Source organism: Pseudomonas sp. G166 (assembly GCF_037027455.2).
GTDB lineage: Bacteria > Pseudomonadota > Gammaproteobacteria > Pseudomonadales > Pseudomonadaceae > Aquipseudomonas.
Window position 1 is genome coordinate 4,011,387 of record NZ_CP146985.1, and the last position, 21,504, is coordinate 4,032,890.

Consider the following 21,504-nt stretch of genomic DNA (forward strand, 5'->3'; position numbering starts at 1 on the left):
TAAACACCACCCTGTTTGGACTGGCAACACGGGTTAACAAACACCTACCGATCGTTCCCACGCTCCTGCGTGGGAATGCCGCCAGGGACGCTCCGCGTTCCGCTTCTGGAGGGTGACGCAGAGCGTCACGGGATGCATCCCCACGCAGAGCGTGGGAACGATCTACATAGGCGCACCCTCGCCACCAGGGACTTTCTGGACCTTGGCCGATCGTTCCCACGCTCCTGCGTGGGAATGCCGCCAGGGACGCTCCGCGTTCCGCTTCTGGAAGGTGACGCAGAGCGTCACGGGCTGCATTCCCACGCAGAGCGTGGGAACGATCAACATAGACGTACCCTCGCCACAAGGGGCTTCATCATCCGTCAGATCGTGTGCATGCGACTAATGTCTTAGACCAGTCATCGCACAACCCAGCGCACTCATCGCTATTCTCAGGCCACAGGTTCGCCCGGCGCCACTACCTTCGTTCTTGACTTCGGTGAGTGACAACCATCGGTATGCCTCATTTTGAAGCACCCACGAGTTGGATAATTCCGATAATGGCCAGTTGACAACGAGCAGCTGCTTCCAAATAATCCCCTTCATGTTGTACGACGACGTATAACAAATAAAAACAACAAAAAAGTAAGGGAGCGTCATAGTGAGCACACGTGTCCGTTTTTCGCCCGAAAACCGTCCAAACCGCCGTACCCTCCTCAATTCCAGCCCTGCATTGACCCTACTGGGTTGCAGCAGCCTGGCGCTGTTTCTGCCAATGACCGCCAGCGCCGAAGGCTTCGTCGATGACGCCAAGGCCACGCTGACCCTGCGCAACGCCTATTTCAACCGTAACTTCACCAACTCGAACAATGCCCAGGGCAAAGCCGAGGAATGGACCCAGAACTTCATCCTCGATGCCAAGTCCGGTTTCACCCAAGGCGTGGTCGGTTTCGGCGTGGACGTGCTGGGCACGTACTCACTCAAGCTCGACGGCGGTCGTGGTACCACCGGTACGCAACTGCTGCCGGTGCACGATGACGGTCGCCCGGCCGACGATTTCGGTCGCCTGGGCGTGGCCCTCAAGGCCAAGGTATCGAAGACTGAGTTGAAGGTCGGTGAATGGATGCCGGTGCTGCCGATCCTGCGCTCCGACGACGGCCGTTCCCTGCCACAAACCTTCCGTGGCGGCCAGGTGACCTCCACCGAGATCAGCGGCCTGACCCTGTACGGTGGCCAGTTCCGCGCCAACAGCCCGCGCAACGACGCGAGCATGGAAGACATGTCGATGAACGGCCGCGGCGCGTTCACCTCCGACCGTTTCAACTTCGGCGGCGGCGAATACGCCTTCAACGAAAAGCGCACCCAGGTCGGCGTCTGGTATTCGGAACTGTCCGACATCTACCAGCAGCAGTATTTCAACCTGACCCACAGCCAGCCCATCGGCGACTGGACCCTGGGCGCCAACCTCGGCTACTTCATCGGCAAGGAAGACGGCAGCGCCCTGGCCGGCGACCTGGACAACAAGACCGCGTTCGCCCTGCTCTCGGCCAAATACGGTGGCAACACCTTCTACGTCGGCCTGCAGAAAGTCAGCGGCGACGATGCCTGGATGCGCGTCAACGGCACCAGCGGCGGCACCCTGGCCAACGACAGCTACAACTCCAGCTACGACAACGCCAAGGAAAAATCCTGGCAAGTGCGCCATGACTTCAACTTCGCCGCCGTCGGCGTGCCGGGCTTGACCCTGATGAACCGCTATATCAGCGGCGACAATGTGCACACCGCCACTGTCGATGACGGCAAGGAATGGGGCCGTGAAACCGAACTGGCCTACACCGTGCAAAGCGGCGCACTGAAAAGCCTCAACGTGAAATGGCGTAACGCATCGATTCGTCGCGACTACAGCACCAACGAATTCGACGAGAACCGCATTTTCATCAGCTACCCGATTTCGCTTCTGTAATACCAGGATCCATTGCCATGAGCGCATCCCATGGCACCTGCGGCAGGGACGCCGATCCAGAGCGGTTCGTCGATCAAACGTTGACAAGGTAGCGGAAGGATAAGGATATTTCCCCAGGTCGTACGACAACTTATAACAACTGATACCTCTCACTGTTTGCTCAGGTAATTTCATGACGACGACACATATTCGCCACCCCCTCAATCGCCTGCTGCTCACCGGTGCCGCCGGCGGCCTGGGCAAAGTCTTGCGCGAGCGTCTCAAGCCTTTCGCCCGCCACATTCGCCTGTCGGACATCGCCAACATGGCCCCGGCCATCGATGAAAGCGAAGAAGTGGTGCCGTGCGATCTGTCGGACAAGCAGGCCGTGCATCAACTGGTAGAAGGCGTCGATGCCATCCTGCATTTCGGCGGTGTCTCGGTTGAACGCCCGTTCGAAGAAATCCTCGGCGCCAACATCAGCGGCGTGTTCCACATTTATGAAGCCGCCCGCAAGCACGGCGTCAAACGTGTGATTTTCGCCAGCTCCAATCACGTCATCGGTTTCTACAAACAAGACCAGACCCTCGACGCCCTCTCCCCTCGCCGTCCGGATGGTTACTACGGCCTGTCCAAGTCCTACGGCGAAGATGTGGCCAGTTTCTACTTCGATCGCTATGGCATCGAGACCGTGAGCATCCGCATCGGCTCGTCCTTCGCCGAACCGCAGAACCGCCGGATGATGAGCACCTGGCTGAGCTTCGACGACCTCACCCAGTTGATCGAATGCTCGCTCTACACCCCGAACGTTGGTCATACCGTGGTCTACGGTGTGTCCGCCAACCGCGACGTCTGGTGGGACAACAGCCACGCCGCGCACCTGGGCTACCAGCCCAAGGACAGCTCGGAAATTTTCCGCGCCAAGGTCGAAGCGCAGCCGATGCCGGCCGCCGATGACCCGGCCAGGATCTATCAGGGTGGCGCCTTTGTAGCGGCCGGCCCGTTCGACGACTGACTTGCCTGTTTTTCATGGGATGCGCACGCACAAAGGAATCACCATGCAAGCCGAATTGATTGTCGATGCACGCAACGCCGTCGGGGAAAGCCCGGTGTGGGTTCCCGAGGAAAACGCCCTGTACTGGGTGGACATTCCCAGCGGTGGCCTGCAACGCTGGAACGCCAGCAGCGGAAAAATCCAGGGCTGGGAAGCTCCTGAAATGCTCGCCTGCCTGGCCTGTCATCAGGACGGTGGCTGGGTCGCCGGCATGGAAAGCGGCTTCTTCCGTTTGCACCCCAATGAAGACGGCAGCCTGGACAGCGAACTGTGCGCGAGCGTCGAGCACAGCCGCACCGACATGCGCCTCAACGATGGCCGTTGCGACCGCCAGGGCCGTTTCTGGGCCGGCAGCATGGTGTTGAACATGGGCGCCAACATCGACGAAGGCCGGATGTACCGTTATGAGGCCGGGCAGCGCAGCCCGGTCGAGGCACAACTGAGCGGTTTCATCGTGCCCAATGGCCTGGGCTTCAGCCCGGACGGACGGACGATGTACCTCTCCGATTCACACCCGCTGGTGCAACAGATCTGGGCCTTCGACTACGACATCGACAGCGGCACGCCATCCAACCGGCGGCTGTTCGTCGACATGCTGCCCCTGGCCGGGCGCCCGGACGGCGCGGCAGTGGACGCCGAAGGTTGCTATTGGATCTGCGCCAACGACGCCGGCCTCATCCATCGTTTTACCCCGGATGGCCGACTGGATCGTTCGCTGGCGGTGCCGGTGAAGAAGCCGACCATGTGCGCCTTTGGCGGCAGTCGCCTGGACACCCTCTTCGTCACCTCGATCCGCCCCGGCGACGACACCGACCCGCAATCCCTGGCCGGCGGCGTGTTCGCCCTCAACCCCGGCGTCAAGGGCCTGGCTGAACCTGCGTTTGGAGGACTGAAACACTCCGCGAACTGATCTGCACTGCCGCTTCACTGGATGAGCACATAAAAAAAACAACAAACTGGAGATTGACCATGAATTTCAAACGCACGCTTTTGATCGCAGCCCTGCCCCTGGCCTTCCTGGCCCAGGCAGCGCATGCCCTCGATATCAAGATCGCCGACATCCATCCCAAGGGCTACCCGACCGTGGTCGCCGAGGAATCCATGGGTAAAACCCTGGAAGCGGAAAGTAAGGGTGAACTGAAGTTCAAGTACTTCCCGGGTGGCGTATTGGGTTCTGAAAAAGAAGTCATCGAGCAGATGCAAGCCGGCGCAATCCAGATGTCTCGCGTCAGCCTGGGGATCGTTGGCCCTGTGGTGCCGGATGTGAACGTCTTCAACATGCCGTTCATCTTCCGCGACCAGGCCCACATGCGCGCGGTCATCGATGGTGAAGTCGGCGATGCGATCCTCGACCGGATCACCAATTCCGAGTTTGGCCTGGTGGCCCTGGCCTGGATGGACGGCGGCACGCGCAACATCTACACCAAGAAACCGGTGCGCAAGCTCGAAGACCTCAAGGGTATGAAAATCCGCGTGCAAGGCAACCCGATGTTCATCGAGATGATGAACGCCATGGGCGCCAACGGCATCGCGATGGACACCGGCGAAATCTTCAGCGCCTTGCAGACCGGCGTGATCGACGGCGCCGAAAACAACCCGCCGACCCTGCTCGAACACAACCACTACCAAAACGCCAAGTACTACAGCCTCACCGGTCACCTGATCCTGCCTGAGCCGATCGTGATGTCAAAAATCACCTGGAACAAGCTCACGCCGGAACAGCAGGACATGGTGAAAAAAGCCGCCAAGGCAGCCCAGGCTGAAGAACGCGATCTGTGGGACAAGAAATCCACCGCCAGTGAAGAAAAACTCAAGGCCGCCGGCGTCGAGTTCATCACCGTCGACAAGAAACCTTTCTATGACGCTACCGCCCCGGTCCGGGCCAAATACGGCGCGCCGTATGCCGACCTGATCAAGCGTATCGAAGCCGTTAAGTAAGGTCTCTCAAACTGTACTCATGAAAAGGCTGGGCGCGCCTGCAGTTAAAAGGCGCGCCCGGTTACGGTGGAACCCGATGAAGAATTTGCTGCTGCGTATCAACGACACGATTTACATGACTTGCATCTGGGTGGCCGGCCTTTCTGTCCTAGCCGTTGCGCTGATGATTCCGTGGGGGGTGTTCGCCCGCTACGTACTGGGTACTGGCTCAAGTTGGCCGGAGCCCACCGCCATCTTGCTGATGATCGTATTTACCTTCATCGGCGCCGCTGCCAGCTACCGCTCCGGCTCGCACATGGCCGTGGACATGGTCACCAGCCGCCTGCCACCGCACTGGCAAACCTTGGCTTCGGTTTTCACCCAGCTCTTGATGGCGGCGGTGTGCATTTTCATGACCATCTGGGGCACCAAGCTGTGCATGACCACCTGGAATCAATTCATGAGTGCCATACCCACCCTGCGCGTCGGCATCACCTACATGCCGATCCCGGTCGGTGGTTTCCTGACCCTGATTTTTGTCCTGGAAAAACTCTTGCTGGGTGATCAAAGCAAGCGTCGGGTCGTGCAGTTCGACCTGGTCGAAGAAAACGAAGGTGCCGCTTAATGGACGCGCTGATTCTGCTGGGCAGTTTTTTGTTGTTGATCCTGATCGGCATGCCGGTCGCCTATGCGCTGGGCGCTGCCGCCCTGATCGGGGCGTGGTGGATCGACATTCCGTTCCAGGCCATGATGATTCAGATAACGGGCGGGGTGAACAAATTCTCGTTGCTGGCCATTCCGTTCTTCGTGCTGGCCGGTGCGATCATGGCCGAAGGCGGCATGTCCCGCCGCCTGGTGGCATTCGCCAGTGTGTTAGTAGGCTTCGTGCGCGGTGGCCTTTCCTTGGTCAACCTCGTGGCCTCGAGTTTTTTTGGCGCGATCTCCGGTTCCTCGGTGGCCGATACCGCCTCGGTCGGTTCGGTACTGATCCCGGAAATGGAACGCCGGGGCTATCCGCGTGATTTCGCCACCGCCGTCACCGTCAGTGGTTCGGTACAAGCGCTGCTGACACCGCCCAGCCACAACGCGGTGCTGTACTCCCTCGCCGCTGGCGGCACCGTCTCCATCGGTTCGCTGTTCATGGCCGGCATCGTCCCCGGCATCATGATGAACCTCTGCCTGATGGCGCTGTGCCTGGTCTTCGCGAGAAAGCGCAATTACCCCAAGGGCGAAGTGATTCCCCTCAAGCAAGCGTTGAAGATCTGCCGGGAAGCCATGTGGGGCATGATGACGCTGTTCATCATCCTTGGCGGCATTCTCTCGGGTGTTTTCACCGCCACCGAATCGGCCGCCATTGCCGTGGTGTGGGCGTTCTTCGTGACCATGTGCATCTACCGCGACTACAAGTGGAGCGAGTTGCCGAAACTGATGCACCGTACGGTACGTACCATCTCCATCGTGATGATCCTGATCGGCTTCGCCGCCAGCTTCGGCTACATCATGACGCTGATGGAGATCCCGGCGAAGATCACCACTGCGTTCCTGACACTGTCGGACAACCGCTACGTGATCCTGATGTGCATCAACGTGATGTTGCTGCTGCTGGGCACCGTGATGGACATGGCGCCATTGATCCTGATCCTGACGCCGATCCTGATGCCGGTGATCGTGGGCATCGGCGTGGACCCGGTGCAGTTCGGCATGATCATGCTGGTGAACCTGGGTATCGGGTTGATCACGCCACCAGTGGGCGCGGTGTTGTTTGTCGGTTCCGCCATCGGCAAGGTCAGCATCGAAAGCACCGTCAAGGCGCTGCTGCCGTTCTACGCCATGTTGTTCGTGGTGCTGATGCTCGTGACCTACATCCCCGCCATTTCGCTGTGGTTGCCGCACCTGGTGTTGTAAATCCTGTAATCGAGCAAGCCCCCTTGTGGCGGGGGAGCTTGCTCCCTCGCCACAAAAGCACCCCATTCCCAAAAGACGCGACCATCATGACGCAGCCTCTTCTCTACCTCGAAGACGAACTCACCCGCCTCACCCTCGCTCCTCACCTGGGCGCCAGTCTCGTTGAATGGACCTTGCTCAGCACCGGTGCTCCCCTGCTACGCCCTCCCGCGCCGCAAGCGCTGGAAAACCGCCTTCCAGGCAAACTCGGCGGCTTCCCGCTGATTCCCTGGTCGAACCGGATCGCCCACGGCGGTTTCGACTGTCCCGGCGGCTGGCTCGCTTTGGAAGCCAACAGCCCCAACGATCCGTTTCCGATCCACGGCAGCGCCTGGCAACAGCCGTGGCAGGTGATCGAGCAGAGTGCCCAGCAAGTGTTGTTGCAACTCGACAGCCAGCAGCCATTCGCCTACTGCGCCAGCCTGCGGATCGGCTTGAGTGGCGGCCAGTTGCAAATCGCAATGCACGTCACCCACATGGCCGAACAGGCCGCGTGGCACGGGCTGGGTTTGCATCCGTACTTTCCACGCACCGCCGGCACTCGCCTGCAAACCCGCGCCAACGAGGTCTGGATGTGTGATGCCTCTAAACTGCCGACAGAACTTCGGGAGATTCCTGAAAGTTGGGATTTCCAGCAGCCCCGATTGCTGCCGGATACGCTCGTGGACAATGGCTTCGGCGGTTGGGACGGACACTGCCTGATCCAGCAACCGGACCTGGGCTACGAACTGGAATGCCGGGCCAGTGGCAGCGACTATTTCCTGCTGTACTGCCCCGTGGACCTGGACTTCTTTTGCATCGAACCGGTCAGCCATCCGGTCAATGCGCACCACCTGCCAGGGCGGCCGGGGTTGCGCTTGCTGGAGCAAGGGCAGTCGGTGGCGCTGGGGTTTTCGATGCAGTGTCGGTCGCTATGAAAATCGTCGCCGACTGCTCGGAAGGTGCCCCGGTCACCCTGCCACCTGCGAAAACCAAAGCGACTCACCCCTTCAACCGAAATACGAAGGGTATCGAGCTCCCGTCGTCGAAATATCGACCGGTTACGACGATGTCGTTATTGGAGTCCAATGCCAATGCAGGCTGCCCAACTTGGTAACCTTGCGACAATGGCGTGACCTATCTGAAGATTCCGATCAATCAGCTCTAAAGCTCGAAAGCCCCCCTATCCAATGTGGGAGCGAGCTTGCTCGCGATAGCGGTGGGTCTGCTTGCGCTGATGGTGAATGTGACGACCTCATCGCGAGCAAGCTCGCTCCCACAGAAATTCTTCAGGTGCCCAAGGTCAACCCATTGGCCGGCAACGGCAATGCCGTCTTGTAGCGCACTTGCTTGAGGGCAAAGCTGGAGCGGATATTCGCCACGCCCGGGACCTTGGTCAGAAAGTCCATCATGAAGCGCTCCAACGACTGGATGGTCGGCACCAGCACGCGGATCAGGTAATCCGGATCGCCAGCCATCAGGTAGCACTCCATCACCTCCGGCCGGTCGGAAATCGCCTCTTCGAAGTGCTGCAGCGCCTCCTCCACCTGTTTCTCCAGGCTGACATGGATGAACACGTTGACATGTAGCCCCAGCAGGTCGGCGTCCAGCAGCGTGACCTGCTCGCGGATCACCCCCAGCTCCTCCATGGCCCGAACCCGGTTGAAGCACGGCGTCGGCGAAAGGTTGACCGAACGGGCCAGCTCGGCGTTGGTGATGCGGGCATTTTCCTGAAGGCTGTTCAGAATCCCGATGTCGGTGCGATCCAATTTGCGCATAAGACAAATAATCCTGTTTTTTATCGTTGTGCAGATTTTTTATCTGCAAATGATCTGAACAGCAAGCCAACAGAGAAAAATATTCTTCTGCGTCGAGCCTATGATTGTTGTAGGACAATTTCCCGTACCCGGGGAAATTCGTCAGCTAGCGCGCCCACTACAAGAAATTCACAAGATCGAGCGTAGAAAGCCATGAACCCAGCGTACGAACCGCTACGCCTGCACGTACCCGAACCCTCGGGCCGTCCCGGCTGCCAGACCGACTTCTCCTACCTGCATCTGTCCGATGCCGGCACGGTGCGTAAACCTTCCATCGACGTCGAACCGTCCGACACCGCCGACCTGGCCCGAAGCCTGATCCGCGTGCTCGATGACCAGGGCAATGCCCACGGTCCATGGGCCGAAGACGTGCCGCTCGAGATCCTGCGCAAAGGCATGCGCGCCATGCTCAAGACGCGCATCTACGACAACCGCATGGTGGTCGCCCAGCGCCAGAAAAAAATGTCGTTCTACATGCAGAGCCTCGGCGAGGAAGCCATCGGCAGCGGCCAGGCCCTGGCGCTGAACATCGATGACATGTGCTTCCCCACCTATCGCCAGCAAAGCATCCTGATGGCCCGCGAGGTGCCGTTGGTGGGCATGATCTGCCAACTGCTGTCCAACGAGCGCGATCCGCTCAAAGGCCGGCAGTTGCCGATCATGTATTCGGTCAAGGACGCCGGTTTCTTCACCATCTCCGGCAACCTCGCCACCCAATTCATCCAGGGCGTGGGCTGGGGCATGGCCTCGGCGATCAAGGGCGACACCAAGATCGCCTCGGCCTGGATCGGTGACGGCGCCACCGCCGAATCGGACTTCCACACCGCCCTCACCTTCGCCCACGTCTACCGGGCGCCGGTGATCCTCAACGTGGTCAACAACCAGTGGGCGATCTCCACCTTCCAGGCCATCGCCGGCGGTGAAGCCACCACCTTCGCCGGACGCGGCGTCGGTTGCGGCATTGCCTCGCTGCGTGTCGATGGCAACGATTTCATGGCGGTCTACGCCGCTTCGCGCTGGGCCGCCGAACGCGCCCGCCGCAACCTCGGCCCGGCGCTGATCGAATGGGTCACTTATCGCGCTGGCCCGCACTCCACGTCCGACGATCCCTCGAAGTACCGTCCCGCCGACGACTGGAGCCACTTCCCGCTGGGCGACCCGATTGCACGCCTCAAGCAGCACCTGGTGAAAATCGGCCATTGGTCCGAAGAGGAACATGCCGCCGTCACCGCCGAACTCGAAGCCGAGGTGATCGCCGCGCAGAAGGAAGCCGAGCAGTACGGCACCCTCGCTGGCGGGCAGATCCCGAGCGCCGCGACCATGTTCGAAGACGTCTACAAAGAGATGCCGGAGCACTTGAAGCGCCAGCGTCAGGAGTTGGGGATCTGACATGAACGATCACAACAACAATATTGCGCTGGACACCGCCATGACCACTACCACCATGACCATGATCCAGGCCCTGCGCTCGGCCATGGACGTGATGCTCGAACGCGATGATAACGTCGTGGTCTTCGGCCAGGACGTGGGCTACTTCGGCGGCGTGTTCCGCTGCACCGAAGGCCTGCAGAACAAATACGGCACCTCGCGGGTATTCGACGCGCCGATCTCCGAAAGCGGCATCGTCGGCGTGGCCGTGGGCATGGGCGCCTACGGATTGCGCCCAGTGGCAGAAATCCAATTCGCCGACTACGTCTACCCGGCCTCGGACCAGATCATTTCCGAAGCGGCGCGCTTGCGCTATCGCTCGGCCGGCGAGTTCACCGCGCCGATGACCCTGCGCATGCCTTGCGGCGGCGGCATCTATGGCGGTCAGACCCACAGCCAGAGCATCGAGGCAATGTTCACCCAGGTCTGCGGCTTGCGCACTGTGATGCCTTCGAACCCTTACGACGCCAAGGGCCTGCTGATCGCCTCCATCGAAAACGATGATCCGGTGATCTTCCTCGAGCCCAAGCGCCTGTATAACGGCCCGTTCGACGGCCACCACGACCGTCCGGTAACGCCGTGGTCGAAACACCCCTCGGCGCAGGTGCCGGACGGCTACTACACGGTACCGCTGGACGTGGCCGCCATCACCCGCCCCGGTAAAGACGTGACCATTCTCACTTACGGCACCACCGTGTATGTGTCCCTGGCCGCCGCCGAGGAAACCGGCATCGACGCCGAAGTCATCGACCTGCGCAGCCTGTGGCCGCTGGACCTGGAGACCATCGTCAAGTCGGTGAAGAAAACCGGTCGTTGCGTGATCGTCCACGAAGCCACCCGTACCTGCGGCTTTGGCGCCGAGCTGGTTTCGCTGGTGCAGGAACATTGCTTCCACCACCTGGAAGCGCCCATCGAGCGTGTCACCGGGTGGGACACGCCCTACCCGCATGCGCAGGAGTGGGCGTATTTCCCAGGGCCGTCCCGTGTGGGCGCGGCGTTGAAACGGGTCATGGAGGTCTGAATGGGCACGCACGTTATCAAGATGCCGGACATTGGCGAAGGCATCGCCGAAGTTGAGCTGTCGGTGTGGCACGTCAAGGTCGGCGACATGGTGGTCGAGGACCAGGTATTGGCCGATGTCATGACCGACAAGGCCATGGTCGACATTCCTTCGCCAGTGCATGGCCGGGTCATCGCCTTGGGTGGCGAGCCCGGTGAAGTCATGGCGGTGGGCAGCGAACTGATCCGCATTGAAGTCGAAGGTGCGGGTAACTTGAAGGAATCGGCACAACCGGCTCCAGCTGCGGCTCCGCAGGCGGCTACACAGGCGCCAAAGCCGACGCCACTGGCAACACCTGAACCCGTGGTGGAAAAGACCACCGCGCCTCGCTGCGCCCCGCAAGCACCAGTGGCCCGCGATCCGGAAGAACGACCACTGGCCTCGCCGGCCGTGCGCAAGCATGCGTTGGACCTGGGCATTCAATTGCGCCTGGTCCAGGGCAGCGGTCCCGCCGGGCGTATCCTGCATGAAGACCTCGAGGCTTATCTGGCCCAGGGTCCATCGGCCCAGGCCAAGGGCGGCTCGGGTTATGCCGAACGCCATGACGAGCAGCAGATTCCGGTGATCGGCATGCGCCGCAAGATCGCCCAGCGCATGCAGGAAGCGACCCAGCGCGCCGCCCACTTCAGCTACGTCGAGGAAATCGACGTCACTGCCCTGGAAGAGCTGCGGGTGCACCTCAATGACAAACATGGCGCCAGTCGCGGCAAGCTGACCTTACTGCCGTTCCTGGTCCGCGCGTTGGTCGTGGCCCTGCGGGACTTCCCGCAAATGAACGCCCGCTACGACGACGAAGCCCAGGTCATCCACCGTTCGGGCGCCGTGCATGTCGGCGTTGCCACCCAAAGCGATGTGGGCCTGATGGTGCCGGTGGTGCGTCACGCCGAAGCCCGCAGCCTGTGGGACAGCGCGGCGGAAATCTCGCGCCTGGCCACAGCGGCGCGTAATGGCAAGGCCAGTCGTGATGAGCTGTCCGGCTCGACCATCACCCTGACCAGCCTCGGTGCGTTGGGCGGCATCGTCAGCACGCCGGTGCTGAACCTGCCGGAAGTGGCGATCGTCGGCGTGAACAAAATCGTCGAACGGCCCGTGGTGATCAAAGGCCAGATCGTGATTCGCAAGATGATGAACCTCTCCAGCTCCTTCGATCATCGGGTGGTCGACGGCATGGACGCGGCGCAATTCATCCAGGCCCTGCGTGGCCTGCTCGAACAACCCGCAACGCTGTTTGTGGAGTAAGGCATGCAACAGACTTTGAACACCACGCTACTGATCATCGGCGGCGGTCCTGGCGGTTATGTGGCAGCGATCCGCGCCGGCCAGTTGGGCATCCCGACCATCCTGGTGGAAGGCCAGGCGCTGGGCGGGACCTGCCTGAACATCGGCTGCATTCCATCCAAGGCGCTGATTCATGTGGCCGAACAGTTCCACCAGACCCGGCACCACAGCCAGGGCTCGGCCTTGGGCATCACGGTGTCGGCGCCGAGCCTGGACATCGGCAAGAGCGTGGAATGGAAGGACGGCATCGTCGATCGCCTGACCACCGGCGTCGCGGCGCTGTTGAAAAAGCACAAGGTCCAGGTCATTCACGGCTGGGCCAAGGTGATCGACGGCAAGACCGTCGAGGTCGACGACACCCGCATTCAATGCGAACACCTGCTGCTGACCACCGGCTCGAAAAGCGTCGACCTGCCGATGCTGCCGATTGGCGGGCCGATCATTTCCTCCACCGAAGCCCTCGCTCCCACCTCGGTGCCCAAGCACCTGGTGGTGGTCGGCGGTGGCTACATCGGCCTGGAACTGGGCATCGCCTACCGCAAGCTCGGCGCCGAGGTCAGCGTGGTCGAGGCCCAGGAACGGATCCTGCCAGCCTACGACGGCGAACTGACCCAGCCGGTGCACGAGGCGCTCAAGCAGTTGGGCGTGAAGCTGTACCTCAAGCACAGCGTCGAAGGTTTCGATGCCCAGGCCAGCACTCTGCAAGTGCGTGATCCCAATGGCGAGACGCTGAACCTGGACACCGACCGGGTACTGGTGGCCGTTGGTCGCAAACCCAACACCCAGGGCTGGAACCTCGAAGCCCTGGACTTGGCGATGAACGGTTCGGCGGTGAAAATCGATAACCGGTGCCAGACCAGCATGCGCAACGTCTGGGCCATCGGCGACCTGAGCGGCGAGCCGATGCTCGCCCACCGGGCCATGGCCCAGGGCGAAATGGTCGCCGAGCTGATCGCTGGCCAGCATCGCGAGTTCAACCCGACCGCCATCGCTGCGGTGTGCTTCACCGACCCGGAACTGGTGGTGGTCGGCAAGACACCGGACGACGCCAAGGCCGCCGGACTGGATTGCATCGTGTCGAGCTTCCCGTTCGCCGCCAATGGCCGGGCCATGACCCTGGAATCGAAAAGCGGTTTCGTACGGGTCGTGGCGCGCCGGGACAATCACTTGATCGTCGGTTGGCAAGCCGTCGGCGTTGGCGTCTCGGAGCTGTCCACCGCGTTCGGCCAGTCCCTGGAAATGGGCGCACGCCTGGAAGACATCGCCGGCACCATCCACGCCCACCCGACGCTGGGTGAGGCGGTGCAGGAAGCGGCGTTGCGGGCGTTGGGGCATGCGTTGCATCTGTAACGCATCAGGATCGTTCCCACGCTCCGCGTGGGAATGCAGCCAGGGACGCTCCGCGTCCCAAAGCCGAACGCGGAGCGTCCGTTGCAGTATTCCCACGCGGAGCGTGGGAACAATCATACGAGTGAGGCTGCGAAATACCCCCGGAATGAAGTATTGTTGTCCCCATCCAAAAAACGTCAGAAGCCTTGAACCGTTTCGACGGTTGTTAAGAAATAGAGGGTGTCATGGGTAACGAGAGCATCAATTGGGACAAACTGGGCTTTGACTACATCAAGACCGACAAGCGCTACCTGTCGCACTGGCGCGATGGCGCCTGGGACGCCGGCACCCTGACCGACGACAACGTGCTGCACATCAGCGAGGGCTCCACCGCCCTGCACTACGGTCAGCAGTGCTTCGAAGGCCTGAAGGCCTATCGCTGCAAGGACGGTTCGATCAACCTGTTCCGCCCGGACCAGAACGCCGCCCGCATGCAACGTAGCTGCGCGCGTCTGCTGATGCCGCATGTCGAGACCGAGCAGTTCATCGAAGCCTGCAAGCAAGTGGTCCGCGCCAACGAGCGCTTCATCCCGCCTTATGGCACCGGCGGCGCGCTGTACCTGCGCCCGTTCGTGATCGGCGTGGGTGACAACATCGGCGTGCGCACCGCACCCGAGTTCATCTTCTCGATCTTCTGCATCCCGGTTGGCGCCTACTTCAAGGGCGGCCTGACCCCGCATAACTTCCTGATCTCCAGCTACGACCGCGCCGCACCACAAGGCACCGGCGCGGCCAAGGTCGGTGGCAACTACGCCGCCAGCCTGATGCCCGGTTCCCTGGCCAAGAAAGCGAGCTTCGCCGACTGCATCTACCTGGACCCGATGACCCATTCGAAAATCGAGGAAGTCGGTTCGGCCAACTTCTTCGGCATAACCCACGACAACAAATTCGTCACACCCAACTCCCCTTCGGTCCTGCCGGGCATCACCCGCCTGTCGCTGATCGAACTGGCCAAATCGCGCCTGGGCCTGGAAGTGATCGAAGGCGACGTGTTCATCGACAAGCTCTCGGACTTCAAGGAAGCCGGCGCCTGCGGTACCGCAGCGGTCATCACCCCGATTGGCGGCATCAGCTACAAAGACAAGCTGCACGTGTTCCACAGCGAAACCGAAGTCGGCCCGATCACCCAGAAGCTCTACAAAGAGCTGACCGGCGTGCAGACCGGCGACGTGGAAGCGCCAGCGGGTTGGATCGTCAAGGTCTGAGCCAGGCCTACCCGTAGTACCGAGGCGCTTGTAGCGAGGGGATAAATCCCCTCGCTACAAAGGGCTCCGGGATTCAAAAAGCAAACCGTATCTGCCGTCACCCATCGGTTCGGGGCTGACCCGCCCTACGCTCGAAAATCGCCCCCTCGATACCCAGCACTTCACGCGTGTCGGCATAGATCCCGACGCCCTTTTCCCAGACATGCTTGATCGACTGATCGGCACAGCGAATCCGGTAATTGAGTTCGAACGGTTCCTGCCGCGACAAGGCATATTGCACCTCGCGCCAGACGTAATCGGCATCCTGCGCCAGGATCAGGCTGTTGTAGGTGAATTCATGGTTGTCCACCAGCCGCTCCGGCGGATACCCGGTCAGTTGCAGGCAACCGGCACTGACGAACTCCATGGTCCAGTCGCGGTTGTTGCGACCGCGATAGATCAGCCCCGGCATGCTGTCGAGCAGGCTCATGCTGCTGCGCTGGCTCGCCTGTAAGGCAATCTCGCGCCGCTTGTGCGCAGTGACGTCGCCGGCCACTAGATAGAAACCCTGGGCTCCGCGCTTCAGGCTGACCTCGAACCAGCGCAGTTCCCCCGAAGGGTGAACAAAACGCAGCCGCTGGTTGAAGGAGGTTTCTGGGCGCCGACGCAGTTCATGCAGGGCCTGACGCCACAACGACCGGTCTTCGTGGTGCACATAGTCAATAAGGTTGCGTTCTGCGTCTGGCAGATCCATCAGCTCGACCCAGGCCAGGTTGAACTGGGCAATCTGACCACTGTCGCGCAGTTCAAGCAATGCCGCCGGAAAGCGGTCCATCAGGTGCACGGGCAGTGTCTGCACAAATGCCTCTGGTCGTTCCATCATCTAATGACGCTCCTCGTGTCTCACTGACGCGCCGTTGTGCACCCACGCCGCCAACTCCAGACGGGAGTGCAGGCTGAACTTCTGCAACAGATTCCTCACATAGATCTTGACCGTACCATCGCTGATCCCCAGTTCCCGACCGATCTGTTTATTGCTCATGCCGGCGCCGATCAGGGCCAGGGTCTGCCCCTCGCGCTCGGTGAGGTTGCCTGTGTCTGGCAGGTCCAGATCGTGGATGGTCCGGCTAACCGACTCGGCCTGGTCGGCTAACAGGGCAACCAGGGTTGAATCCAGGACGATCGCGCCTTTGTGGCAATTGCGCATGTAGCTCAACAACGCATCGGGTTCGGTTTCCTTGAGCACGTAACCACTGGCGCCCAGGCGCAAGGCCGTCAACAGCTCGGCGCGATCCATCGACGCGGTGAGCACCACCACCTGGCAGTCGAGGCGCAACTGACGCAGTTCGTCGAGCACCTGCAAACCGCTCAAGCCGGGCATGTGCAGATCAAGCAAGACCTGCTGCGGTGCCAGGCTCACGGCCAGGTTGATGCCTTCGCGACCGCTGGCCGCCTGCCCCACCACTTCGAAGTCGTCGCTGGCATCGAACAGCTGCGCCAGGCCTTTGCGAAACAATGGGTGATCATCGATCAGTAATAAGGTCGTGCAGTCCATCGAAACTCCCCTGTGGCAGGTCTTGGTGGCGGCTGAGGCCAAGGTGTACGCGGACCCCGTGCGGACGGATCGCTTCAATTGTCAGCCGGGCGCCGATGCTCGCGGCACGCTCGCGGATGATCGCCAGGCCGAAGTGGTTTTGCTCCCCTGACGCCGGGCTGAGCCCGATGCCGTCGTCCTCCACCGAAATGGAGGCATCACCGTCCTGGTTTTGCCGCAACTCGATGCGTACATGCCGCGCATGGGAATGGCGCACCGCGTTGGCCAGTGCCTCGCGAATGATCTGCAAAACCTGTAGTTCGGTGCCCGGGCTCAAGGCATCGTCGGCCAGGCGATTGTCCAGTTCGAACACAATGATGCAGCGCCGCGAGAACTCCGCGATGGAGTCGGCCAGGGCTTGGCGCAGCGAGCGCCCGTCCATGGTCAGGCGAGCGTTGGTGATCAACTCGCGCACCTGGCGCTGCAACTGGCTCAAGCCGACGCACAGTTCCTGCAAGCCGGCACTGGCCTGCTCCGGCTCGCCCACCTGCGCCTGCAGTAAACGCGCCTGGAACGACAGGTAACCCAGCTGCTGAGCCACCGAATCGTGCAGCTCACGGGCCAACGCGCCGTGCCGGGACGTGGCCTGTTTACGCTGTTGCTCACGGGTGTAGCTGCGCAAGCGCACGGTGATGCCCACCGCCTGCGCCGCCTCCTCCAGCAACAGGCGCCAGCTGGCATGGACCGGTTGGGGGGTATCGAGCAGCAACAGCCCTTTGCCCGAGTCGTCACTTTGCGGCAAGGCACACAGCAGGCGATGTACACCCCGTTGCCGGCAAGCGCCACAGGCCTGCGCCGTATCAGCCAGGGTCGCGTCACGCCAAGGGCAGCGCGCAACGCCCTGACAGCTTTCGAGCAGTCCGCGCCGCGCCGGCCCCAGGTCTTCGCCGCCCAGGATCAGATTGAGTTTGCAGTTGGGCAGCAGTGCTTCGAAACGGTCCAGGAAACCCGACAAGGCACCTTCAGCGTGCGCCTGACACAAGGGCAATCCTGCCAGTAGTTTTCGCACGCTGCGCGCTTGGTCGGGGCGGATACGCCCCAACCAGAGCGGCCACCACTGCGGTCGTAGTCGCACTATGGATAACTCCCCGTCCGGTTGCTCAGCCCTGAGCAAAGACCAGCAACTTCCATGCCCCGATCGGGGGTCGCACAAGGCTTATCTCCAAAGACATAGCCCTTTTTCCGGATTGAGAAGATTTTCCCCATAGGAAAGTATCTTCCCCAACAGGAAACATTTTTCCAGTCCAACGCCACCTTCCCCGCCCTTCGACAGGCGCGGAACAGCCAGGAAAGCCCACATGACGGATAGACACTGCGCCGCCCCGGACCGACTTCACAGCCTTCCGCGCTATCGCCAGCCGCTGCTTCGTGAAAGCGTCACCCGGCACATCGTGGTCATGCAATCGGCGGCCGCCTGCTCCCCCTTTGTCGGAACACTGGAACAGCCCCTGGTACTGAACGGCGAGAACGCCGACTTTGCCCGGCGCTTGCATCAGGCGCTGGTCAACGCAACCGTCGGCAGCCATCTGTACATCATGGGCGACGAGGCCTTTATCTGGCGCATCCACGCCGAGGCCCGCAGCGCCGGACTGGAAAATGCCGAGATCGACATCACCCGCACGCTAGCCGGCCCGCGCCTGGTGTATTGCGTGCATTGTGGCCTGACCCAGGCTGCCGGACCGGAACCGCGGTTGACCTGCATCGGTTGCGACGTCGGGCTGGAAGTGCGCGAACACTTCTCCCAACGCCTGGGAGCCTACCTCGGCGTCTGCAGCAACCCCGACCAGCCTTACGCCGGAGTAAGGCCATGAGCGGCGCTCTTGAGGTGCGGGTCAGTGCGGCAAGAATGCTCACGCCGGTGGTGCGTGAATTCACCTTGCAAGCTTGCACCGGGGCATTGCCAGGATTCTCCCCCGGCAGTCATGTGCAGGTTCACCTGCCACTGACCGAAGGCAAGGTGCGCAATGCCTACTCGCTGACCAGCGACCCTGCGGACAATCGGCATTACCGCATTGCAGTACGCCTGCAGGAAGCTTCCCGCGGCGGCTCGCACTACCTGCATCGGCACGTCCAGGTCGGCGATACGCTGCAAATTTCACCGCCGGCCAATCTGTTCGCGCCGCACTCCACCGCTGGCCTGCACATCCTGATCGCCGGAGGCATCGGCATCACGCCGTTCATGGCCTACATCGCGGCCCTGGAACAAAGCCAAGCCCCCTTCGAGTTGCATTACCTCTATCGCCCGGGCCTGAGCGATGCCTATGTCGAGGAGTTGCAACAGCGGCTGGGATCGCGACTGCACACCTACGCCTGCCGCCCGGAGCTGAACCACATCCTGCGGGATCGGCCGCTGGGCAGCCACGTTTACACCTGTGGTCCGCAACCGTTGCTCGATGCGGTTCGGCAACAAGCCAGAGCCCTCGGCTGGCCGCCCGGCCGGGTGCACTGGGAAGCCTTCAATGCCGCAAAGCCGGGCCTGCCCTTTGACCTGGAACTGCTGCGCAGTGGCCGACGCCTGCGGGTCGGTGGCGAACAAAGCCTGCTGGAGGCCTTGGAAGCCGCCGGAGTGCAAGTTCCCAACCTGTGCCGCGGCGGCGTCTGTGGCCAATGCATGACCCGCCACCTGGGCGGAAAAATCGAACACCGCGACAGCTTTCTCAGCCCCGCCGAGCAGGCGCAATACCTCATGCCCTGTGTCTCCCGCGGCTGCGGCCCTTGCGTTTCGCTGGATCTTTAGGAGTCGACCATGACCATTCAATCAAGCCCCGTGCAGAGTTACCGAGACGACTTCAGTTTTCGCAACAGCCCCGCGGCCATCCGCCGTTTTCCCTTTCCCTTCACTGAGGACAGCTACCTGTACTCGGTGAACATCGAACCGGCGACTTCCCGGGATCCGGGCTCGGTGTACCAGCACGGCTTCGATATCGACGAACACTACCGTTCGGAAATGGCCGAACGCGCCCTTGTGCTGGACAAGGATCCGCGCCGCTATCTGGTGATGCCGCACATGCAAGTGGCCGCCTGGGATGCGCTGCAGATGCTCATGGAACACCTCGCCACTGACTATCCGCAGTGGTTCCGGCTAGCGCGTGACGGTGATCACTGGCATTGGCACAACACGCTGCTCAATATCGATCAGCACTTTGTGTTCGGTGACGCCAGCAGCCTGCCCTGCGAGCCGCTGGAGTTCATCGGCCGCCAGGTGCAGGGCGATTTCGCCCTGCTCGATCAGCGCGACGGCGATCTGTACATGGACGCCGGCCTGGTCACCAGCCCGGCCGACTGGTCCCTGGCCTTCGACGCCGGCATGAGCTTCAAGCAGTGGCATTCACCGGTGCCCATGGCCCATCAGATGGGCGTGTTCGACCGCGCGTTGAAGTACCTGCTCAACCTGCAAGTGGGCCAACCGGTGCGGCGCCTGAATTGGACACTGACGATCAACCCGCGCCTGGACTCCTCGCCCGAGACATTCCATGAATGGGGCGCCGACCGCGGCCGCATCACCGCCGAAAACGTCGGGCAGCAGGTTCATCTGCGCGTCGAGCTGCAAGTGATGGCCCGCCTGCCGCGCAGCAACGCGGTGATGTTCAGCATCCGCACCTACCTGATCAGCATGGACGAACTGGTCACTCAACCCGGCTGGGGTTGCCGCCTGCACCGCGTGCTGCGCGACCTGCCCGAGCCGATCGCCGACTACAAAGGCATGAGCCGCTACCGACAGACCCTTGTCCAGTGGCTGAGCCGCTTCGACCAGGCCTGAACCCTGACCCACTTTCACCGACAAGGATCCTCACATGGCTCATTCATGGCGTATTTCTGCATTGGCCGAACGGCACCGCGCACTCGGCTCGAACCTGGAAGACTGGAACGGCATGGGCACTGCCTGGACCTATGCCAGCGACCTGGCCGATCACCATCAAGCGATCCGCACCCGCGCCGGGCTGATGGACGTTTCCGGGCTGAAGAAAGTCCACTACGTCGGCCCCCATGCCGAAAGCCTGCTGCAATGGGCCACCACCCGCGACATCGCCAAGCTCTACCCCGGCAAATCGGTTTATGCCTCGATGCTCGACGAGGAAGGCAAGTTCGTCGATGACTGCATCGTCTACCGTACCGGGCCTAACGCGTTCATGGTGGTCCACGGTGCCGGCAGCGGTCACGAAATGCTGGTGCGCTCATCCCAAGGCCGGCAAGTGGCGGTGTTGTTCGACGACGACCTGCACGACCTGTCGCTGCAAGGGCCGCTGGCGGTGGACTTTCTCGCCGAGCACGTCCCCGGGATTCGTCAGTTGCCCTATTTCCATCACCTGCAAACCCGCCTGTTCGATCGCCCGGTGATGATCTCTCGCACCGGCTACACCGGCGAACGCGGCTACGAGATTTTCTGCAAGGCGGCCGATGCCCCGGCGCTGTGGGACAACATCCTCGAACAGGGCGCGGACATGGGCATCATCCCGTGCGCCTTCACCGCCCTGGACTGGTTACGGGTGGAAAGCTCGCTGATGTTTTTTCCCTACGACAACTCACAGATGTACCCCTTCGCCGACCAGAAGGCTGGCGACACCTTGTGGGAAATGGGCCTGGATTTCACCGTTTCCCCAGACAAACGCGAATTTCGTGGCGCCGAGGAGCACTTCCGGTTGCGTGGCCAGGAACGCTTCAAGATCACCGGCGTGTTGCTCGAAGGTGTGCGCGCCGCCGAGGCGGGCGACACCCTGTGGCAGGGCAACCAGCAAGTCGGGGTGATCACCTGCGGCATGTATTCGCGCCTGAGCAAACGCTCCATGGCCATCGCCCGCATGAACGTCGCCTGCGCGGTTCCCGGGATTGCCTTGCAGGTGCGTGGCAGCCAGGAAAGCGCCGCGGTGACCCACGCCCTTCCCTTCGACGACCCGGAAAAAACCAAGCGCACGGCCAAGGGCTGAGCCTCTACCACTTT

General features: G+C 61.7%; 20 protein-coding genes. 16 read left to right on the top strand and 4 right to left on the bottom strand.

From position 1 onward, the window contains the following. The first annotated feature begins 712 nt into the window (after positions 1–712). The 7 genes from SGN16_RS17285 to SGN16_RS17315 all read left to right on the top strand — a co-directional run bounded on the left by SGN16_RS17285 (position 713) and on the right by SGN16_RS17315 (position 7,753). Positions 713–1,942 carry an OprD family porin gene (locus SGN16_RS17285; protein WP_335945744.1) on the top strand — a complete coding sequence of 410 codons (1,230 nt, stop codon included), beginning with the start codon at positions 713–715 and terminating at the stop codon, positions 1,940–1,942. 172 nt (positions 1,943–2,114) lie between these two features. After that, positions 2,115–2,936, top strand: coding sequence for an NAD(P)-dependent oxidoreductase (locus tag SGN16_RS17290; RefSeq protein ID WP_335945692.1), 822 nt, complete (start codon positions 2,115–2,117; stop codon positions 2,934–2,936). Positions 2,937–2,979: 43 nt separating this feature from the next. Beyond that, positions 2,980–3,885, top strand: coding sequence for an SMP-30/gluconolactonase/LRE family protein (locus SGN16_RS17295; protein ID WP_335945693.1), 906 nt, complete (start codon positions 2,980–2,982; stop codon positions 3,883–3,885). Between the two features lie 59 nt (positions 3,886–3,944). Further along, positions 3,945–4,913, top strand: a complete 969-nt coding sequence (locus SGN16_RS17300) for a TRAP transporter substrate-binding protein (RefSeq protein ID WP_210639223.1) — start codon at positions 3,945–3,947, stop codon at positions 4,911–4,913. 76 nt (positions 4,914–4,989) lie between these two features. After that, a complete protein-coding gene (locus SGN16_RS17305; RefSeq protein ID WP_018605857.1) occupies positions 4,990–5,517 on the top strand; it encodes a TRAP transporter small permease in 528 nt (175 codons plus the stop codon). Further along, positions 5,517–6,797 carry a TRAP transporter large permease gene (locus SGN16_RS17310; protein WP_335945694.1) on the top strand — a complete coding sequence of 427 codons (1,281 nt, stop codon included), beginning with the start codon at positions 5,517–5,519 and terminating at the stop codon, positions 6,795–6,797. The genes SGN16_RS17305 and SGN16_RS17310 overlap by 1 nt, the downstream gene beginning before the upstream one ends. 86 nt (positions 6,798–6,883) lie before the next feature. After that, positions 6,884–7,753, top strand: a complete 870-nt coding sequence (locus tag SGN16_RS17315; RefSeq protein WP_335945695.1) for an aldose 1-epimerase — start codon at positions 6,884–6,886, stop codon at positions 7,751–7,753. Between the two features lie 351 nt (positions 7,754–8,104). Here the strand turns inward: SGN16_RS17315 and bkdR are convergent, their stop codons facing one another. Continuing rightward, positions 8,105–8,593 (bottom strand): Bkd operon transcriptional regulator BkdR, encoded by a 489-nt coding sequence (gene bkdR, locus SGN16_RS17320; RefSeq protein WP_109755132.1) that lies wholly within the window; start codon positions 8,591–8,593, stop codon positions 8,105–8,107. 192 nt (positions 8,594–8,785) lie between these two features. Between bkdR and SGN16_RS17325 the strand changes: the two genes are divergently transcribed. The 5 genes from SGN16_RS17325 to SGN16_RS17345 all read left to right on the top strand — a co-directional run bounded on the left by SGN16_RS17325 (position 8,786) and on the right by SGN16_RS17345 (position 14,992). Then, positions 8,786–10,021 (top strand): 3-methyl-2-oxobutanoate dehydrogenase (2-methylpropanoyl-transferring) subunit alpha, encoded by a 1,236-nt coding sequence (locus SGN16_RS17325; RefSeq protein WP_135844976.1) that lies wholly within the window; start codon positions 8,786–8,788, stop codon positions 10,019–10,021. 1 nt (position 10,022) lies between these two features. After that, positions 10,023–11,081, top strand: coding sequence for an alpha-ketoacid dehydrogenase subunit beta (locus tag SGN16_RS17330; RefSeq protein WP_135844975.1), 1,059 nt, complete (start codon positions 10,023–10,025; stop codon positions 11,079–11,081). Further along, complete coding sequence (locus SGN16_RS17335) at positions 11,082–12,359, top strand: dihydrolipoamide acetyltransferase family protein (protein ID WP_335945696.1); 1,278 nt, start codon at positions 11,082–11,084, stop codon at positions 12,357–12,359. It begins immediately after the preceding gene. 3 nt (positions 12,360–12,362) lie between these two features. Continuing rightward, positions 12,363–13,748, top strand: coding sequence for a dihydrolipoyl dehydrogenase (gene lpdA, locus SGN16_RS17340; protein ID WP_335945697.1), 1,386 nt, complete (start codon positions 12,363–12,365; stop codon positions 13,746–13,748). A 224-nt stretch (positions 13,749–13,972) separates the two neighbouring features. Beyond that, positions 13,973–14,992, top strand: coding sequence for a branched-chain amino acid aminotransferase (locus SGN16_RS17345; protein WP_210639229.1), 1,020 nt, complete (start codon positions 13,973–13,975; stop codon positions 14,990–14,992). A gap of 97 nt (positions 14,993–15,089) precedes the next feature. Here SGN16_RS17345 and SGN16_RS17350 read toward each other — a convergent pair whose 3' ends face one another. From SGN16_RS17350 to SGN16_RS17360, 3 genes are read right to left on the bottom strand one after another with little or no spacing between them, the layout of a single operon-like run. Further along, a complete protein-coding gene (locus SGN16_RS17350) occupies positions 15,090–15,854 on the bottom strand; it encodes a PAS domain-containing protein (RefSeq protein ID WP_210639230.1) in 765 nt (254 codons plus the stop codon). Further along, the gene (locus tag SGN16_RS17355; RefSeq protein WP_210639231.1) at positions 15,855–16,526 is read right to left on the bottom strand and encodes a response regulator; all 672 of its coding nucleotides are present in this window, start codon (positions 16,524–16,526) and stop codon (positions 15,855–15,857) included. After that, complete coding sequence (locus SGN16_RS17360; RefSeq protein ID WP_335945745.1) at positions 16,495–17,574, bottom strand: ATP-binding protein; 1,080 nt, start codon at positions 17,572–17,574, stop codon at positions 16,495–16,497. Before SGN16_RS17360 ends, SGN16_RS17355 begins: the two co-directional genes overlap by 32 nt. Positions 17,575–17,863: 289 nt before the next feature. Between SGN16_RS17360 and SGN16_RS17365 the strand changes: the two genes are divergently transcribed. Genes SGN16_RS17365 through SGN16_RS17380 form a run of 4 tightly spaced genes read left to right on the top strand, consistent with a single transcriptional unit; the run spans position 17,864 to position 21,490 of the window. Beyond that, the gene (locus SGN16_RS17365) at positions 17,864–18,376 is read left to right on the top strand and encodes a dimethylamine monooxygenase subunit DmmA family protein (RefSeq protein ID WP_335945698.1); all 513 of its coding nucleotides are present in this window, start codon (positions 17,864–17,866) and stop codon (positions 18,374–18,376) included. After that, entirely contained in the window at positions 18,373–19,302 is a 930-nt protein-coding gene (locus tag SGN16_RS17370; RefSeq protein ID WP_335945699.1) for a PDR/VanB family oxidoreductase, read from the top strand. The genes SGN16_RS17365 and SGN16_RS17370 overlap by 4 nt, the downstream gene beginning before the upstream one ends. Positions 19,303–19,311: 9 nt before the next feature. Beyond that, positions 19,312–20,325, top strand: a complete 1,014-nt coding sequence (locus SGN16_RS17375; RefSeq protein ID WP_335945700.1) for a DUF3445 domain-containing protein — start codon at positions 19,312–19,314, stop codon at positions 20,323–20,325. 34 nt (positions 20,326–20,359) lie between these two features. Then, a complete protein-coding gene (locus SGN16_RS17380; RefSeq protein WP_210639236.1) occupies positions 20,360–21,490 on the top strand; it encodes an aminomethyltransferase family protein in 1,131 nt (376 codons plus the stop codon). The last annotated feature ends 14 nt before the right edge of the window (positions 21,491–21,504 follow it).

What these genes read in the sequence shown, in the direction of transcription:
- SGN16_RS17290 (WP_335945692.1), top strand. Translation starts at nt 2,115, where the DNA reads ATGACGACGACACATATTCGCCACCCCCTCAATCGCCTGCTGCTCACC.
- SGN16_RS17295 (WP_335945693.1), top strand. Translation starts at nt 2,980, where the DNA reads ATGCAAGCCGAATTGATTGTCGATGCACGCAACGCCGTCGGGGAAAGC.
- SGN16_RS17300 (WP_210639223.1), top strand. Translation starts at nt 3,945, where the DNA reads ATGAATTTCAAACGCACGCTTTTGATCGCAGCCCTGCCCCTGGCCTTC.
- SGN16_RS17305 (WP_018605857.1), top strand. Translation starts at nt 4,990, where the DNA reads ATGAAGAATTTGCTGCTGCGTATCAACGACACGATTTACATGACTTGC.
- SGN16_RS17310 (WP_335945694.1), top strand. Translation starts at nt 5,517, where the DNA reads ATGGACGCGCTGATTCTGCTGGGCAGTTTTTTGTTGTTGATCCTGATC.
- SGN16_RS17315 (WP_335945695.1), top strand. Translation starts at nt 6,884, where the DNA reads ATGACGCAGCCTCTTCTCTACCTCGAAGACGAACTCACCCGCCTCACC.
- bkdR (WP_109755132.1), bottom strand. Translation starts at nt 8,593, where the DNA reads ATGCGCAAATTGGATCGCACCGACATCGGGATTCTGAACAGCCTTCAG.
- SGN16_RS17325 (WP_135844976.1), top strand. Translation starts at nt 8,786, where the DNA reads ATGAACCCAGCGTACGAACCGCTACGCCTGCACGTACCCGAACCCTCG.
- SGN16_RS17330 (WP_135844975.1), top strand. Translation starts at nt 10,023, where the DNA reads ATGAACGATCACAACAACAATATTGCGCTGGACACCGCCATGACCACT.
- SGN16_RS17335 (WP_335945696.1), top strand. Translation starts at nt 11,082, where the DNA reads ATGGGCACGCACGTTATCAAGATGCCGGACATTGGCGAAGGCATCGCC.
- lpdA (WP_335945697.1), top strand. Translation starts at nt 12,363, where the DNA reads ATGCAACAGACTTTGAACACCACGCTACTGATCATCGGCGGCGGTCCT.
- SGN16_RS17345 (WP_210639229.1), top strand. Translation starts at nt 13,973, where the DNA reads ATGGGTAACGAGAGCATCAATTGGGACAAACTGGGCTTTGACTACATC.
- SGN16_RS17350 (WP_210639230.1), bottom strand. Translation starts at nt 15,854, where the DNA reads ATGATGGAACGACCAGAGGCATTTGTGCAGACACTGCCCGTGCACCTG.
- SGN16_RS17355 (WP_210639231.1), bottom strand. Translation starts at nt 16,526, where the DNA reads ATGGACTGCACGACCTTATTACTGATCGATGATCACCCATTGTTTCGC.
- SGN16_RS17365 (WP_335945698.1), top strand. Translation starts at nt 17,864, where the DNA reads ATGACGGATAGACACTGCGCCGCCCCGGACCGACTTCACAGCCTTCCG.
- SGN16_RS17370 (WP_335945699.1), top strand. Translation starts at nt 18,373, where the DNA reads ATGAGCGGCGCTCTTGAGGTGCGGGTCAGTGCGGCAAGAATGCTCACG.
- SGN16_RS17375 (WP_335945700.1), top strand. Translation starts at nt 19,312, where the DNA reads ATGACCATTCAATCAAGCCCCGTGCAGAGTTACCGAGACGACTTCAGT.
- SGN16_RS17380 (WP_210639236.1), top strand. Translation starts at nt 20,360, where the DNA reads ATGGCTCATTCATGGCGTATTTCTGCATTGGCCGAACGGCACCGCGCA.